At 43.9% G+C, this 15,424-nt stretch carries 11 protein-coding genes; 6 read left to right on the top strand and 5 right to left on the bottom strand.

Annotated features, from left to right (window positions below):
• Window positions 1–26: 26 nt before the first annotated feature.
• The 5 genes from CLV51_RS01020 to CLV51_RS01000 all read right to left on the bottom strand — a co-directional run bounded on the left by CLV51_RS01020 (window position 27) and on the right by CLV51_RS01000 (window position 5,324).
• Window positions 27–518, bottom strand: a complete 492-nt coding sequence (locus tag CLV51_RS01020) for a CPBP family intramembrane glutamic endopeptidase (protein WP_281261518.1) — start codon at window positions 516–518, stop codon at window positions 27–29.
• A 460-nt stretch (window positions 519–978) separates the two neighbouring features.
• Window positions 979–2,223, bottom strand: a complete 1,245-nt coding sequence (locus CLV51_RS01015) for a DUF1015 domain-containing protein (RefSeq protein WP_106526151.1) — start codon at window positions 2,221–2,223, stop codon at window positions 979–981.
• Window positions 2,224–2,386: 163 nt separating this feature from the next.
• Entirely contained in the window at window positions 2,387–3,496 is a 1,110-nt protein-coding gene (gene serC / locus CLV51_RS01010; protein ID WP_245898586.1) for a 3-phosphoserine/phosphohydroxythreonine transaminase, read from the bottom strand.
• Between the two features lie 156 nt (window positions 3,497–3,652).
• Window positions 3,653–4,588: a zinc dependent phospholipase C family protein gene (locus CLV51_RS01005; RefSeq protein ID WP_106527547.1), complete on the bottom strand. Its 936-nt coding sequence runs from the start codon at window positions 4,586–4,588 to the stop codon at window positions 3,653–3,655.
• Window positions 4,589–4,745: 157 nt separating this feature from the next.
• Complete coding sequence (locus CLV51_RS01000; RefSeq protein WP_245898585.1) at window positions 4,746–5,324, bottom strand: DUF502 domain-containing protein; 579 nt, start codon at window positions 5,322–5,324, stop codon at window positions 4,746–4,748.
• Window positions 5,325–5,609: 285 nt separating this feature from the next.
• On the opposite strand from CLV51_RS01000, the gene CLV51_RS00995 reads away from it, so the two are divergent.
• The 6 genes from CLV51_RS00995 (at window position 5,610) to CLV51_RS29730 (ending at window position 15,413) form a co-directional block, all read left to right on the top strand.
• Window positions 5,610–6,221 carry a TetR/AcrR family transcriptional regulator gene (locus CLV51_RS00995; protein WP_158266900.1) on the top strand — a complete coding sequence of 204 codons (612 nt, stop codon included), beginning with the start codon at window positions 5,610–5,612 and terminating at the stop codon, window positions 6,219–6,221.
• 4 nt (window positions 6,222–6,225) lie between these two features.
• A complete protein-coding gene (locus tag CLV51_RS00990) occupies window positions 6,226–7,584 on the top strand; it encodes a TolC family protein (RefSeq protein ID WP_158266899.1) in 1,359 nt (452 codons plus the stop codon).
• Between the two features lie 36 nt (window positions 7,585–7,620).
• Window positions 7,621–8,745, top strand: coding sequence for an efflux RND transporter periplasmic adaptor subunit (locus tag CLV51_RS00985; RefSeq protein ID WP_106526146.1), 1,125 nt, complete (start codon window positions 7,621–7,623; stop codon window positions 8,743–8,745).
• A 29-nt stretch (window positions 8,746–8,774) separates the two neighbouring features.
• Complete coding sequence (locus CLV51_RS00980; RefSeq protein WP_106526145.1) at window positions 8,775–12,326, top strand: efflux RND transporter permease subunit; 3,552 nt, start codon at window positions 8,775–8,777, stop codon at window positions 12,324–12,326.
• Window positions 12,327–12,710: 384 nt separating this feature from the next.
• A complete protein-coding gene (gene kynU, locus CLV51_RS00975; RefSeq protein WP_106526144.1) occupies window positions 12,711–13,979 on the top strand; it encodes a kynureninase in 1,269 nt (422 codons plus the stop codon).
• Between the two features lie 9 nt (window positions 13,980–13,988).
• Window positions 13,989–15,413, top strand: a complete 1,425-nt coding sequence (locus CLV51_RS29730; RefSeq protein WP_281261511.1) for a 2'-5' RNA ligase family protein — start codon at window positions 13,989–13,991, stop codon at window positions 15,411–15,413.
• The last annotated feature ends 11 nt before the right edge of the window (window positions 15,414–15,424 follow it).

Below are 15,424 nucleotides of genomic sequence, written 5' to 3'. Positions count from 1 at the left end.
GGGAGGAAATAAATAAAGGTTTTATATTAGTTAATTGTTTTATTTGAGAGAGCGGTATGTCTGGTGAAATAATATTGTAAATAGATAATGCCTGCCGCAAATATGAGCGTCATGGCTGCTACTATCAGTTTATAATCCAGGCTGTTATGGCAAAGGGGCGCTATGCTCAGGAATTGATCACCATTACTATACTGGAAAATAACCAATGCAGTAAGATTGAAAAGCATGCGGGTCAATATGCCGCCAGACACGGAACGCAGGTGATAATAGAGCCATCCCATAAAAATGGCAGTAAGGAAATTGGGTATAGCAATAGCGGGGGACATATACATAATCCCAATAATTAGTGAACTTTGAAGAATAGCTGAGAAAGTGTTTCTGTTTTTTAAGAGCCCGTCAAGTAAGACGCCCCTGAATATTACCTCCTCTACTACAGATGAAAATATCATTATAATACCAATATAAACCAGTGGATATTGCAAAGTACTTTTAAGGTAGTTGATGGCGTATTGGGGCATCTCAAAGGGAAGGATTTCGCTAAATGCCTGTAGAATTATATAGAATGCTGGTGTTATCACTATTAGTATCAGTACAACCGGAAGCGCTGGTAAACGGAATGATGGCCGGTAATCTGGCTCCGACCTGAGTTTCATGAAGTAGTAACTAAACAGTAAAAAAGTTATTTCACTACAAACTGTAATAAGAGAAAAGTTTATTACAAGTGAAGTCGCGGCTGCCTTCCAAAAAAAACTGCACATTAATCCCAATATTATTGCAAAGCTGACATTGATAATCAGCACGACAGGAATCCATAACCAGGCCTGTAACAGGTTTGGGTAGGATTTTTTTGTTTCAGGCAGCTCGTAGTTATCGAATATAGTTTCAGGTTGATCCTGTATTTGCATAAGATAGGGGAGATGATAGATTTAAAAGCAAAATAAATCCCCTGACTGCTGCATGCCAGGGGATCTGTAAATATTAAATAATATGTGTAATCAAACCATCACGCAGTTTGGGCTCAAACCAGGTGCTCTTGGGCGGCATTACATTGCCACTGTCTGCAATATCGAACAGCTGTTGAATAGTAACCGGATAAAGGGCAAAAGCAACCTGCATTTCGCCGCTGTCTACGCGTTTTACCAGTTCTCCTAATCCACGGATACCACCTACAAAGTCGATACGCTTATCGGTGCGTTGATCCTTGATACCGAGCAGTTTGTCCAGGATATTGTTGGAAAGGATGGTTACGTCCAGGATGCCGATAGGATCAGTGGTATAGGTGCCTTCCTTGGCCACGAGGCGATACCACTTGCCGTCCAGGTACATGCTGAATTCGTGTAACATGGATGGCTGTTGCGGTTGGTGGCCGGTTTCTTCTACTGTAAAGTCGTAATCCAGGCGGGATAACAACGCTGCTTTGCTCAGGCCGTTAAGGTCTTTTACAACACGGTTATAATCAAGGATAGCTAACTGGCTGGCCGGGAAAATGGTGGTGAGGAAGTAATTCACCGGATTTTCTACGGAAGTGATCTTTCCTGCTGCCTGGAATTCTTTTTGTACCAGGCTGGCGGAAGCAGCACGGTGATGCCCGTCTGCGATATATGTGCAGGGTACTTTTTCGGCAAACAGGGAAGTGATATCCTGTACTGCCGAAGGTGTATTTACCACCCAGATGGTATGTTGAATGCCATCTTCTGCAGTGAAATCATATACTGGTTTATTATGTTCCTGCCAGTGATCAATCAGGGCATTTACTTCCGGTACATCATTGTAAGCCAGGAATACGTTGCCTGTTTGGGCTTTGGTGGTTTTAATATGGTTGATGCGATCCAGTTCCTTGTCCGGGCGCGTAAACTCATGTTTCTTAATAATGCCGTTGTTGTAATCAGCTACAGATGAAACGCATACCAGGCCTGTTTGGGCACGGCCATTCATTACCAGTTTGTAGATATAATAAGAAGGTTGTACATCGGGAAACAAGGTGCCTTCCTGTACCAGGCGATGCAGGTTCTCTGCTGCCTTGTCATATACCTGTTGACTGTGTGTATCAATACCTTCCGGTAAATCTATTTCAGATTTTGACACACGATAATATGAATACGGATTCCCGGATGCAGCTGCTTTTGCTTCTTCCGAGCTGAGTACGTCATAAGGCCTTGCAGCTACTTTTGCCGCCAATTCTTCCTTGGGCCTTAGTCCATTAAAAGGTCTGATGATAGCCATGATAAAAATTGTGTGAGTGTGGGGTAAAAATATGAAAATAAGCTTTTAGCTGATATCTTTTAGCATATAGAAAAAGAAGATTGCCCTATTCAGTTACCCAAATAAAACAATCTTCTTTTTCTATATGCTAAAAGCTAACGGCTGATATTAATAATACAGCTCTTTATGCTTTCTTGAGGCTGAAATATTTCATGGCTTCCACCATTACTTCTACGCTTTCATAAGGCAGTGCATTATACATAGATACACGGAATCCGCCGGAAAGCCGGTGTCCTTTGATACCTACAATATCTTCTTTCTTACAGAACTTCAGGAACTCTTCTTCCATATCGGGTTTATCCATAATGAAGCAGGCGTTCATTTTGCTACGATCTTCCTTGGCCACCGTTCCACGGAACAGTGGATTGTGGTCAATTTCGTCGTACAGGAATGCTGCTTTCTTGTCATTGATTTTTTCAATGGCAGGAATACCTCCCTGGTCTTTGAGCCAGCGAAGCGTCAGCATGGAAATGTACACAGCAAATACAGGAGGGGTGTTCAACATAGAACCATTTTCTATATGATTCCTGTAGTCCAGTATGGATGGTATTTTGCGCGATACTTTACCTAACATGCTTTTGCGTATAGCTACCATGGTAGCACCTGCGGCGCCCATGTTTTTCTGTACACCGGCATATATCAGCGAGTACTTGTTAAAGTCCATGCTGCGGCTCATGATGTCACTGCTCATATCTGCTACCAGCGGAACGTCGGTTACGGGCGTCATATGCCACTGTGTACCATAGATGGTATTGTTAGTGGTAATGTGCAGGTAACTGGCCTGGGGCGGAATGGTAAATTGTTTAGGGATGTGGTTGTAGTTGCTTTCCTTGGAGCTTGCTACTACGTCTACGTAGCCAAACAATTTTGCTTCTTTGATGGCTTTGTTGGACCATACGCCGGTATCTGCATAAGCGGCAGTTTCACTGCTTTCCAGCAGATTCATCGGCACCTGCATAAACTGTGTGGTGGCTCCGCCATGTAAAAAGAGCACTTCAAAGTCGTCATCAAGCTGCATCAATTCCCTCACCAGGTTGCGCGCCTCATCCATTACCGCTATAAACGGTGCCGTTCTGTGGCCAATTTCCAGTATAGACATCCCCGAACCTTCAAAGTCGATCAGGGCTTTGCTGGCTTTGTACAATACCTCGTTGGGTAATACAGAAGGACCTGCGTTAAAATTATGCACCTTCATGTTGCGATTCAGATTAAATTCATTTTTTGATCTTTCCACTTTGTTTTGGTTTTTCTAAGGAAACGGAAAAAAAACGGCACGGGTGTTTTAAAACCAGTAAGGCGTGTGTGGTGTAGGACAGGTTAAAAGATGGTATGCGCAAAGATAAAATTTCTTTTCTAATTATTAAGTATTGCCATAAATATTTTAAGGGATTTACTCCTCTCTTCCCAACAGTTTGCCCTGTATCCACTGCTGTTGCAGCTTTTCAAATTCCTGTAACTCTGCCGGAGTAAGCGCTGTGTGGGTCAGGTCCTGTAAAGAAGGTTGTCCTGCATTCACCCATGCAGTATACCAGCATGCAGCCACTGCTTCAATAGCGTTTTTCATTCTCCGTTCTACCATATCACCCATAGATAAGCGATAGGCGTTCGTGTAACCATCTGCGTAGGTACGCACGAGTAAACCATTCCGGTTTTCATACGCAAACCGTTGGGCCGGAGGGAATTGGCTGCTTAGCCGCTTTTCATAAGTGAGCACAGTATCTGCTTCCATCCCGCTTATCGTAATAATTTGCCAGATGTATTTCCGGGGTTCGGCAATGTACATCGCCTTACCTGCCCAGTAATCAAATTCTCTGTCGGCTACCAGTTCCGGTATGCGCGACTCCCATAACGCATGGATCCCCTGCTGACCGGTAAATTGACCGTTATGATTGGAGCAGGCATGCAGCGGTACATGCGCATCTGCTATATAATGCCCTAACTCGGCAGATAGCTGTAATATGTGCTGCTGGTCTTTTTCCCGGAAAGCTTTGGTGAGCAATGCCAGCATCTTTTCCAGGTGCCAGGGCAGGATGCCGTTGCGGTTGAGCGAATCGGCGCTGTATTTGGTCAACGCATCCGTCCAGTTGCGCGGAATATGCTGGTAAGGTGGTTTGTCAAACAAGTCAATATCAATGAAATGCCGGGCACCTTCAGCCGCTACTGCATATCTTCTTTTGTCCGGATCAGTGGCATGTGTTGTAATGTATTCCAGGTGCGGTTTGTATAATAACATCATTTCCGGAGGCAAACAAAATACCGCCAGCCGGTTGATACGTTGATGCGCAAAAAATCCCCATGCATGGGCATCCGCATAAATCAGTATCATGAAAATAAAGGATACGGAAATTCGTATATGGGTTCGGGTTAACATGTCACTATATTTTTGGGAAGACGAATATAGTGATTTCTTATGTAGCTATTTTGATATTAAATGATCAATATGAAAATCAAGTATCAAAACAGCTACACGAATAAATAATTAATTAAATGTTGGTTACGCCACCACTCACTGCAAATTTCATCGCCTCTCCGGCAGAAATGTTCGTCAGGGCTTTAACCCTGTCTTTAGGCACCATAAACACTTTGCCGGTAATGGCATAAGCATGCGGCACATATACAGCCATATAACCTTCTAACCCAAAATTAGCAACATCTACCTGTGTAATAAATCCCATCTCCCAAACATCTACACCATAGATCTGTACTAATACCGGGTGATCAAATTTCTTTTTTTCTCCCACAAATGCATCAAATACATCCTTGATAGAAGTGTAAATATATTTGATAAAAGGAGTACGTTCCAGCAAGTGATCAAACAGATCAAAAATGCGCCCGATGATGAAGGATGAACTCAGATATCCTACCACAATTACTAATAATAATACCAACACAAATCCTACTCCTTTATATTTCAAAAAACTAAAGGCAGCATCAGCAGGAATTAATTCTTTAGGAATAATATTATCGATGGTCATAAAGGCCCAGTACAACGTGAGCGCGGTAATACCTATGGGTGCCAGTATCAGCAATCCCTGGAAGAAATACCGCAGTAAACGCGACATAAATACTTTAAATCTAAGTTTTGGAGACATGGTATATAGAAGAATGTGCAGCTGTGTTCCGGCATTTACCCGGATGCAGATATGCGAAGTTTAGAATCAAGTTTACGTTTCGGCATGCAAATTATACAATAAAGCTGACCTATACGAATGTTACCTCGCGCACGCTATTTCCCCCGGAATATCGATGTTGCCACATGCAAAAAAATATTACTGGAAACTTTGGAAGTTTGGAAAGTTTCCATAGTTTTGTGTCTCATAACCAAAGTTATTATTGCGGTAAATCTTATGGAAGTACAAGAACGCATAATGGACACGGCTTTCGGCCTGTTTCGTCAATATGGTACCAGATCCATTACCATGGACGACATCGCCGAACGAATGGGTATCTCCAAAAAAACATTGTATGCCCATTTCACCGATAAGGATGACATGGTATGTCAAACCATCACCCGGTTCATTGCCATCGTAAATGAAGAATGTATCACCGACCGCAATAAATCAAAAGATGCTATAGAGGAACTTTTCCTGGTAATGGAAATGCTGGACCGCCGGTTACGTAACATGAACCCCGTAATCATGCTGGACCTGCAAAAATTCCATTCCAAAGCATACCAGGTATTTCTCGATTACCAGAATAATATGCTCGCCACCATGATTCGTGAAAATATGGAACGCGGCATCAAAGAAGGATTATACCGGCCTGATCTGGATATCAGGATTTTGACGCAATACCGCATACATGCCTGCATGTTGTGTTTTCAGCAGGAACTTTTTCCGGGTACATTTGATATGAACAAAGTGCAGAGAGTGTTGCTGGAGAATTTTTTATATGGAGTGGCTTCGTCAAAAGGATACAAACTCATTGAAAAATATAAACAACTATCGCAAAATAAATAATACTATGCTATCAATCAAAAGGCTCACCAGCATGGCTTTAACGGTGTGGCTGCTATCATTGGCCACTACTATCCGCGCCCAGCAGCTTATCACACAGGAGCCAATACGCATGTCTGCCAAAGAAGCGGTAGACTACGCACTGGCCAACCAGAGCACAGTTAAAACTGCTAAACTGGACGAGCTGATCCAGTTGGCCAAAAACAAAGAGATCAGCGGGATGGCACTGCCTAATATTGCCGGAACAGGATCTTATCAGTATAACCCGATCACACAGAAACAAATGTTTAATATGAGGAACTTCGGCCTGCCGAAAGATTCCTTTACTACCGTTTCGTTTCAGTTGCCGCATAACATGGCCGGTGAACTAAGGCTCACACAAACACTCTTCGATCCCAGCGTACTCGTTGCTTTGCAGGCACGTAAAACACTGGAAGACCTGGTAGCCCAAAATGTTACCAAAACCCAGATAGATGTGAAGTCCAATGTGTACAAAGCGTACTACAACGTACTCTCTGCCAATAAAGCATTGAATATTCTCTCCGGTAACCTCAACTCGCTGGAAAAAATACTGCGCGAAACACAGGAAATATATAAAAACGGACTGGTGGAAAAACTGGATGTAGACAGGCTGATAGTACAATTCACCAATCTGCAGACAGAACAAACCAAACTTAAAAACCTGATAGAATTAGGCACCGCCTCTCTCAAGTACCAGATGGGTATGCCACTGAAACAGGTTATAACGTTAACGGATACACTATCTACCGAAAGGATTGCTGCTGATGTGCTGGACATGGATAAATTCGACTACTCCCAACGTATAGAATACCAATTGCTGCAAACACAGAAAAAAGCAAATGAATTTGATCTGAAAAGATATAAAATGAAAGCACTGCCTTCCCTGCAGTTATTTGGTGCTACCGGCGCACTCAGGGGCAGTAGTACATTTGATTATCTGCAAACCCAGATGTGGTACGGATATGTAAATACCGGGCTGAATTTATCTGTTCCCATTTTTTCCGGTATGCAGCGTAAACGTCAGGTAGATCAGGCTTTCCTGAACGTGAAGAAAAGTGAAGTCGCCATCGAAAATGCGAAACTGGGCATTGATCTGGAAAGAGAACAATCTGCCTCTACTTTCCGTAACAACGTGCTGACATTGGAATCGCAGGAAAAAAATATGGCACTGGCACAGGACGTATACAATACCACTCAAATTAAATACAGAGAAGGCGTAGGTTCCAGCCTGGAAATGACCACTGCGGAAAACGACCTGCTCACTGCACAGAATAATTATTTTACAGCACTGTTTAATGCCATCGTTGCTAAAATAGATTTGCTTAAATCATATGGCAAACTATAATGTAAATTTTTCCATTCACCATTCACTACTAATTATATGACTAAAAGATATTTCTTCCTTATTCCCGTCATCACTATTATCCTGGCCTCCTGCGGTGGCGGCGGCGGTAACAAAGCAGATCAGTTACAGAAACTTAAACAGGATAAGGTTAAGTACAATGAAGACATTGATAAAAAAATTGCTGCACTTGAAAAAGAAGTAGGTAAGAATGATAGTGTGGTAAAGATGAAAGATGTGACAGTAACAGAAGTAAGAGATACTTTATTTGAACATTATATTGATGTGCAGGGTAGCGTGGATGCCCGTGAAAATGTGAACGTATCTGCACGTGTACCAGGCGTTATTACAAATATTTTTGTGAAAGAAGGCCAGGCAGTAAGCCAGGGACAAACACTGGCGCAGGTAGATGACCAGGTACTGAAAGCTAATATGGCCGAACTCCGCACCCAGCTCGATCTCGCTAACACCTTATTCGAAAAACAAAAGAACCTCTGGTCACAGAAAATAGGGTCTGAACTGCAATACCTGAATGCTAAAAATCAAAAGGAAGGCCTGGAAAGGAAAGTAGCTACCCTGCAGGATCAACAGGCACAAACACGCATCATCGCACCTATCAGCGGCACCGTAGATGCGGTGATTGCCAAAGTGGGTGATAATGCAACACCAGGTACAGCGGCATTTCGTGTTGTAAATGCCAATAACCTGAAAGTTACGGCCAACGTTGCAGAAGCTTATGCCGGTTTACTCAAAGCAGGCGACGCTGTGATATTGTCTTTCCCAGATATAAACCGCGAAATACGCAGCAGCATTGGTTTTGCCTCCAGAACCATTGATCCGCTCAGCCGCACTATCAAAATAGAAGTACCACTGAAAGGAGATAATGCACTGCGTCCTAATATGATTGTACACATTAAAGTGATTGACTATACTTCAAAGAATGCAGTAGTTATTCCGGTGAGCGTTATCCAGTATTCTGCCGGTAAGCCTTATGTAATTGTAGCACAAGGCGCCAATGGCAAACTGGTGGCTCAACGTAAAGCAATAGAACTGGGTCGTACCTATAATGATAAAGCAGAAATCAAGGATGGTTTGGGGAAGGGTGATAAAATTATCACTACCGGTTTTCAGGGGCTGAACGATAACGACCTGATTAAATTATAAAGCTGACTGTAACAGCCAAAACCAAGTTTATGCAAGACAATATCCATAAAGAATTTAAGCCTACCAGTTGGGCCATTGATAATAAGGTGAGCATTTATGTGGCCACCGTTATCATTGCGCTCGCAGGTATACTTTCATATATCAGTCTGCCTAAGGAACAGTTTCCGGAGGTAGTGTTTCCACAGTTCTATATCAATACCATCAATGCTGGTACTTCGCCGGAAGATATGGAAACTACGGTGACCAAACCAATTGAAAAAGCATTGAACGGGATCTCTGGTGTAAAGAAGATCAAGAGTACTTCTATGCAGGATTTCTCTGCTATCACCATTGAATTTAATGCGAATGAAGATATAGAAGCAGCAAGACAAAGAGTGCGGGAGAAAGTAGATGATGCAAAGAAAGATCTGCCGCAAAACCTTACCCAGGAGCCGCAGATAATAAAGATCGACGTGTCGCAGATTCCTATCATGAACGTAAACCTCTCCGGTGACTTTGATTTGCCAACCCTGAAAAAGTATGCAGATGAAATGAAGGACCGCATTGAGGCACTGAATGAAATTACCCGTGTGGACCTGGTGGGTGAACTGGAACGTGAAATCCAGATCAACGTGGACAAATACAAAATGGATGCGGCTAAAATCAGTTTTGATGATATCATAGGCGCCATACAGGGAGAGAATATCACCATCTCTGGTGGTTTGGTTGCTATGGACGGACAAAAGCGCACCCTCAGTGTAAAAGGGGAATATAAAGATCCTTCCAGGATCGGTAATATCATTGTGCGTGGCCAATCCGGCGCTACCGTATATCTCAAGGATATAGCGAATGTGGTGGATGGTTTCCTGGAGCAGGAAAGTTATGCACGCCTGGCCGGAAAAAATGTAATCACGCTGAACGTTATTAAGCAGAGTGGTAAAAACCTGATTGATGCTTCTGATAAAATCCAGGCTATCACCAAAGATATGCAGGCCAACTATTTCCCGAAAGGCCTGAATGTAACCGTTACAGCGGATCAGTCAAAATCTACCCGCGTAACATTACATGATCTGATCAATACCATCATTATCGGATTCCTGCTGGTAACATTGATCCTCATGTTTTTTATGGGTGCAGTCAATGCCATCTTTGTGGCCTTGTCTGTACCAATATCCATGTTCATCGCATTCCTGCTGATGCCCACCTATGGGTTCACGCTGAATATGATGGTACTGTTTTCCTTCCTGCTGGCATTAGGTATTGTGGTAGATGATGCGATTGTGGTGATAGAAAATGTACACCGTATATATAATGAACGAAAGGAGCTGGGCATTGTGAAAGCAGCCAAGATAGCGGCAGGAGAGGTGTTTTTGCCGGTATTTTCAGGAACCCTGACGGTATTGGCGCCATTTGTACCATTGCTGTTCTGGCCTGGTGTGATCGGTAAATTCATGTTTTATTTACCGGTAACGTTGATCACTACACTGGGTGCTTCACTGATAGTGGCGTATATCATCAATCCTGTATTTGCAGTGGATTTCATGGATCGTCATGAAGGAGAAAATCATCCTAAACCTAAATTCGATAAAAAGTTTGCCATCCTGAGTGGAGTATTTGCATTCCTGGCGCTCATTGGTTATGCCAATGGCAGCAAGGGGGTAGGCAATTTTGTGATCTTCCTGTACCTTGTTATTGTACTGGAACGTTTCTGGTTAGGTGGCGTGGCACGCCGCTTCCAGCATGGGTTCTGGCCTAAAGTGCAGAACCGTTACAAACAAATGCTCAAATGGTGTTTGCTCGGCTGGCGTCCTGTATGGATTGTGTTGAGCACATTTGGATTGCTGATTTTCAGTATTGTATTAATAGGTATACGAAATCCAAAAGTCGTGTTCTTCCCGCAGGCAGATCCTAACTTCATCTATACATACATTGAATTACCAAACGGTACTGATCAGAAGTATACAGATTCTATCACACATATTGTAGAGAACCGCATTACCAAAGTGGTGGGTACCAACAATCCTATTGTGGAATCTATCATTTCCAATGTGGCCAAAGGTGCAGGAGATCCTTCTCAAATGGATTTGAGCGTACAGCCACAGAAAGGCAAAGTAACAGTAGCCTTTGTAGAATTTGGGGCGAGAAACGGACAGTCTACAGTACAGTATCTCGATAAAATCCGTGATGCAGTAAAAGGTATTCCCGGTACCAATATCACGGTAGAGCAGGAGCAGGGCGGCCCGCCAACAGGTAAGCCTGTTAATATCGAAATCACCGGTGATAATTTTGATGACCTCACTAACACTTCGTTTAGGCTTAAACGTTATCTGGATTCCTTACAGATAGGTGGTGTGGAAGAATTGAAAAGTGATTTTGAAGCTAACAAACCGGAAATCGTAGTAAGCATAGACCGGGAAAGAGCCAATAATGAAGGTATTTCTACCCGGCAGATTGGCGGCGCACTCCGCACCGCACTGTTTGGCTTTGAAGCTTCCAAGATCCGTGATGCGAAGGATGAATACAAGATCATGGTAAGATTAAGAGAGGATCAGCGTAATAATATTAACAACCTGATGAATCTTAACCTGGTATACCGTGATATGAATATGGGTGGCGCTATCCGTCAGGTACCGCTGTCGGCAGTGGCTGATATCCATTATTCCAACACCTATGCGGGTATTAAACGTATAGACCAGAAACGGGTGATCACACTGTATTCCAATGTGTTAACCGGTTTTAATGCCAATGAGGTAGTACAACATATAGAAACGGCGCTGCATGGTTTTGTACGTCCTGATGGGGTATTGATCAAAATGACCGGTGAGCAGGAAGACCAGCAGGAAACAATGAATTTCTTATTGATGGCCATGCTCGGTGCTTTTGGCTTAATTCTGATGATCATGGTTACCCAGTTTAACTCTATAGGGCGTCCGTTGATCATCTTCATGGAAATTTTATTCAGTATTATCGGTGTATTCCTTGGTTTTGCCATCTTCAAAATGAGCATTTCCATAGTAATGACTGGTGTGGGTATTATGGCGCTGGCAGGTATTGTGGTACGTAATGGTATCGTGCTGGTAGAGTTTACGGATTTGTTGATCCAGCAGAAAATGCCTGTGTATGAGGCTGTTGTAGAGGCAGGTAAAACACGTATGACGCCCGTAATCCTTACCGCTATTGCGGCTATATTGGGACTGATCCCGCTGGCAGTAGGCTTCAATATCGACTTTGCCTCCCTGTTCAGTGAGTTTAAAGCGCATATCTTCTTTGGGGGCGATAACGTGGCCTTCTGGGGACCACTGGCCTGGACCATGGTATTTGGGTTGGTGTTTGCCACCTTCCTCACCCTGATCCTGGTGCCGGTGATGTACGCCATGAACAAGCGTTCTATAGATGTGCTGGATAGGTATAATATGCCAAGAGGCTTGAAATACGTGCCTTTCCTGGTATTATTTATAAAAATATTTATGAAGAGAGAGGAGGTGAGAAAAATGCACGATCCTAAGTATTTATCTCCCAAAGCATATAATTTCTTCCCGGAACCAGAAGAATCAGAGGAGCAGGTACTGGCAAAGAAAGTAGAGGGAATCTCAGTTAATTAAGATTTTTTATTAATACAGTGTAACAGTTGTAGGTTAACAGTCTCCGTCCCGATTCTTCGGGACGGATTTTTTTTGTATATTGTCGTCAGAAATATCTTTTTTGCTCTCATTAACAAATTTTAACATTTGGAATGGCCGGCAATTGAATAGCCTTTATTACTTTTGAGTCATCAGACAGTTAACACGTTACTAGCCATATACAGCCTTAGCCTTATATGCCATATGAGAAAACAAGAAATAAGATATTAAAAGATACAGTCTGTTTAAACAGTTAGGCCCGCTTGTCTGTTTTATATTAAGAGGAGAACTAAGAATAAGATACAACTTGATAATACAGTAGAAATCCGCCATTAAAAGCTTACGAAGGCGCAAGATTGGAAGACCATGGAGTACGTAGCATCATTAGCGTTTGCTAAAGAGAGGGACCAACAGGATCCACTATATAAATTCAGAGATCAGTTTTATTTTCCACAGCGTAAAGGAAAGGATGCTATTTATTTATGTGGAAACTCACTCGGATTACAGCCTAAGAATGTGAAAGCAGCCATAGATCAGGAGTTAGCCGATTGGCAACAGTGTGCAGTGGAGGGTTATTGGGCAGCAAAGAACCCCTGGTTATATTATCAACAGTATTGCAGTAAGCCATTAACAGCTCTTTTAGGAGCCAGCCAGCAGGAGTTAACGGTAATGAATACACTAACCGTAAATCTGCACTTAATAATGTTGAGCTTTTACCGGCCAACTAAACAGCGGTTTAAGGTGTTAATGGAGGCAGGTGCCTTTCCCAGCGATCAGTATGCAGTAGAAACGCAGGTGAAAATGCATGGTTATGATCCGGAAAGCGCTATCATAGAGGTTTCCCCGCGAGTGGGAGAACATTTGATAAGATTGGAAGATATTTTAGAGATTATTAACAGAGAAAGTGATAGCTTAGCATTAGTTTTATTTGGAGGTATAAATTATTATACCGGACAGTTTTTTGATATACCCGCTATTACAGCAGCTGCACATGATGCAGGCGCTTACGCAGGTTTCGACCTGGCACACGTAGCTGGAAATATACCGGTAGAATTGCACAATTGGGAAGTAGATTTTGCCGTTTGGTGCTCATATAAGTACCTGAACGGTGGTCCCGGCGCGGTAGGTGGCGCATTTGTTCACGAAAAACATGCCGGCAACCGCGAATTTTTTCGCTTAGGTGGCTGGTGGGGTAACGAAGAGAGTGCTCGTTTTAAAATGGAAAAGGGGTTTGTGCCTAAAAAAGAAGCTGAAGGATGGCAACAAAGCACCGCTCAGGTGTTTAATATGGTAAGCCTGAAAGCATCCCTGGAATTATTTGAAGCAGCCGGTATCGGCGCTTTACGTAGCAAAAGCATTGGAATGACCAATTATCTAGAATTCCTGTTGCGACAGTTAAAAGGCATAAATTTCCAAATTATTACACCAGAAAATTGTAATGAACGTGGCGCTCAGTTATCTTTGCTCTTCCTAGGCAAAGGTAAAGAGATACATCAACGAATGACGGATGCCGGTATAATCGTTGACTGGAGAGAGCCCGGAGTTATAAGGGTTTCACCGGCACCCTTGTATAATTCCTATCAGGACGTATTTCATTTTTATGAAATCATAGCTAATATTGCTTCAAACGCTTAATTAAGTAAGATGAATTTTGAGAGAAACGAACGCCCCCGCAGGCCTTACTCTTCTGATACCAACAAAGAGAATGATCCCAATAAGGAGAAAGGCGATGACAAACCCAACTTAAATAACGAGCGGGAAGGCGGCAAACCCGACTACAACAGTGGAGGCTCATCAGAAAGCCGTCCAGGTTACAATCGTGAAGGCGGATATCGTCCGCGTACAGACTACAATCGTGATGGCGGCACAGGTGGCGGCTACAACCGTGAAGGCGGAAGTGGTGGTTACAACCGTGAAGGCGGAAGTGGTGGCTACAACCGTGATGGCGGTAGCAGCAGTTACAACCGTGACGGCGCAGGCGGCGGCTATAACGGCGGTGGTGGTAGTGGATACGATCGCGGCGGAAGCGGCGGTGGTGGCTATCGCGGCGGCAGTGGTGGCAGCGGCGGCTACGGCGGCGGAAGTGGCGGTGGTTACAACCGTGATGGCGGCAGTGGTGGCGGCTACAATCGTGGTGGCAGCGGCGGTGGTGGATACGATCGCGGCGGAAGCGGCGGTGGTGGATACGATCGCGGTGGTAGCGGCGGCGGTGGTTACAATCGTGGCGGCAGTGGCGGCGGCGGATACGATCGCGGTGGCAGCGGCGGCGGTGGATACGATCGCGGCAGTGGCGGCGGTGGTGGTTACAACCGTGGTGGCGGCAGTGGCGGTGGTGGATACGATCGCGGCGGTGGCGGCGGTGGTTACAACCGTGGCGGTAGCAGCGGCGGCGGTGGTTACGATCGTGGCGGTGGTGGCGGTGGCTACAACCGTGGCGGTGGCGGCGGCGGTGGATACCGCGGTGGCGGAAACCCAAGACAGGGTGGAAGACCTCAACGCTTTGAACCAAAACCTGATAACAAAATATACTTTATCGCTTTGCTGCCAACAGCTGAAGTAGGTAAAGAAATCATAAAAATCAAACAGGAATTTGCAGAATCATATGGTCCTATGTACGCACTGAAAGTGTTGCCGCATATTACCCTGCAAGTACCTTTCACGGCTGATCCGGCACTGGAAAAAGCTTTCTGCGATGAACTGACCGATTTTGCCAAAACACAGGCACCTTTCGAAGTTTCATTAAAAGGCTTCGGTACTTTCCCGAATAAACAAAACCGTGTACTGTTCATCAACGTGGAAAAAAGTGAAACCATGTCTGCAATGCACCGTCAGCTGATCAACTTCCTGCGTAAGGAATTTGGATTCAGCACCATGCTGGCACGCACAGGATTTACTCCACACGTTACCGTGGCTTTCAAAGACCTGGAAGACGATCAGTTTAACAAAGCATGGCCTGACTATGAAAACAAGGAATACGAGGCTACCTTTAAGGTAAACAACCTCTACTTCCTCCGTCACAACGGTAAATCATGGGAAGTACTGCAGAAATGTAAATTAGGTGGTGCTTAATTAAAGCCCTG

Source organism: Chitinophaga niastensis (assembly GCF_003014755.1).
GTDB classification, from domain to species: Bacteria; Bacteroidota; Bacteroidia; order Chitinophagales; family Chitinophagaceae; genus Chitinophaga; species Chitinophaga niastensis.
Note: the sequence above shows the minus strand (reverse complement) of the source record. Positions and strands in the feature narration are given on the sequence as shown.

Bases quoted from the DNA above. Each gene is read 5' to 3' on its own strand.
- CLV51_RS01000 (WP_245898585.1), bottom strand. From the start codon at position 5,324: ATGTCGCGTTTACTGCGGTATTTCTTCCAGGGATTGCTGATACTGGCA.
- CLV51_RS00995 (WP_158266900.1), top strand. From the start codon at position 5,610: ATGGAAGTACAAGAACGCATAATGGACACGGCTTTCGGCCTGTTTCGT.
- CLV51_RS29730 (WP_281261511.1), top strand. From the start codon at position 13,989: ATGAATTTTGAGAGAAACGAACGCCCCCGCAGGCCTTACTCTTCTGAT.
- CLV51_RS00980 (WP_106526145.1), top strand. From the start codon at position 8,775: ATGCAAGACAATATCCATAAAGAATTTAAGCCTACCAGTTGGGCCATT.
- CLV51_RS01020 (WP_281261518.1), bottom strand. From the start codon at position 518: ATGCCCCAATACGCCATCAACTACCTTAAAAGTACTTTGCAATATCCA.
- CLV51_RS01005 (WP_106527547.1), bottom strand. From the start codon at position 4,588: ATGATACTGATTTATGCGGATGCCCATGCATGGGGATTTTTTGCGCAT.
- kynU (WP_106526144.1), top strand. From the start codon at position 12,711: ATGGAGTACGTAGCATCATTAGCGTTTGCTAAAGAGAGGGACCAACAG.
- CLV51_RS01015 (WP_106526151.1), bottom strand. From the start codon at position 2,223: ATGGCTATCATCAGACCTTTTAATGGACTAAGGCCCAAGGAAGAATTG.
- CLV51_RS00985 (WP_106526146.1), top strand. From the start codon at position 7,621: ATGACTAAAAGATATTTCTTCCTTATTCCCGTCATCACTATTATCCTG.
- CLV51_RS00990 (WP_158266899.1), top strand. From the start codon at position 6,226: ATGCTATCAATCAAAAGGCTCACCAGCATGGCTTTAACGGTGTGGCTG.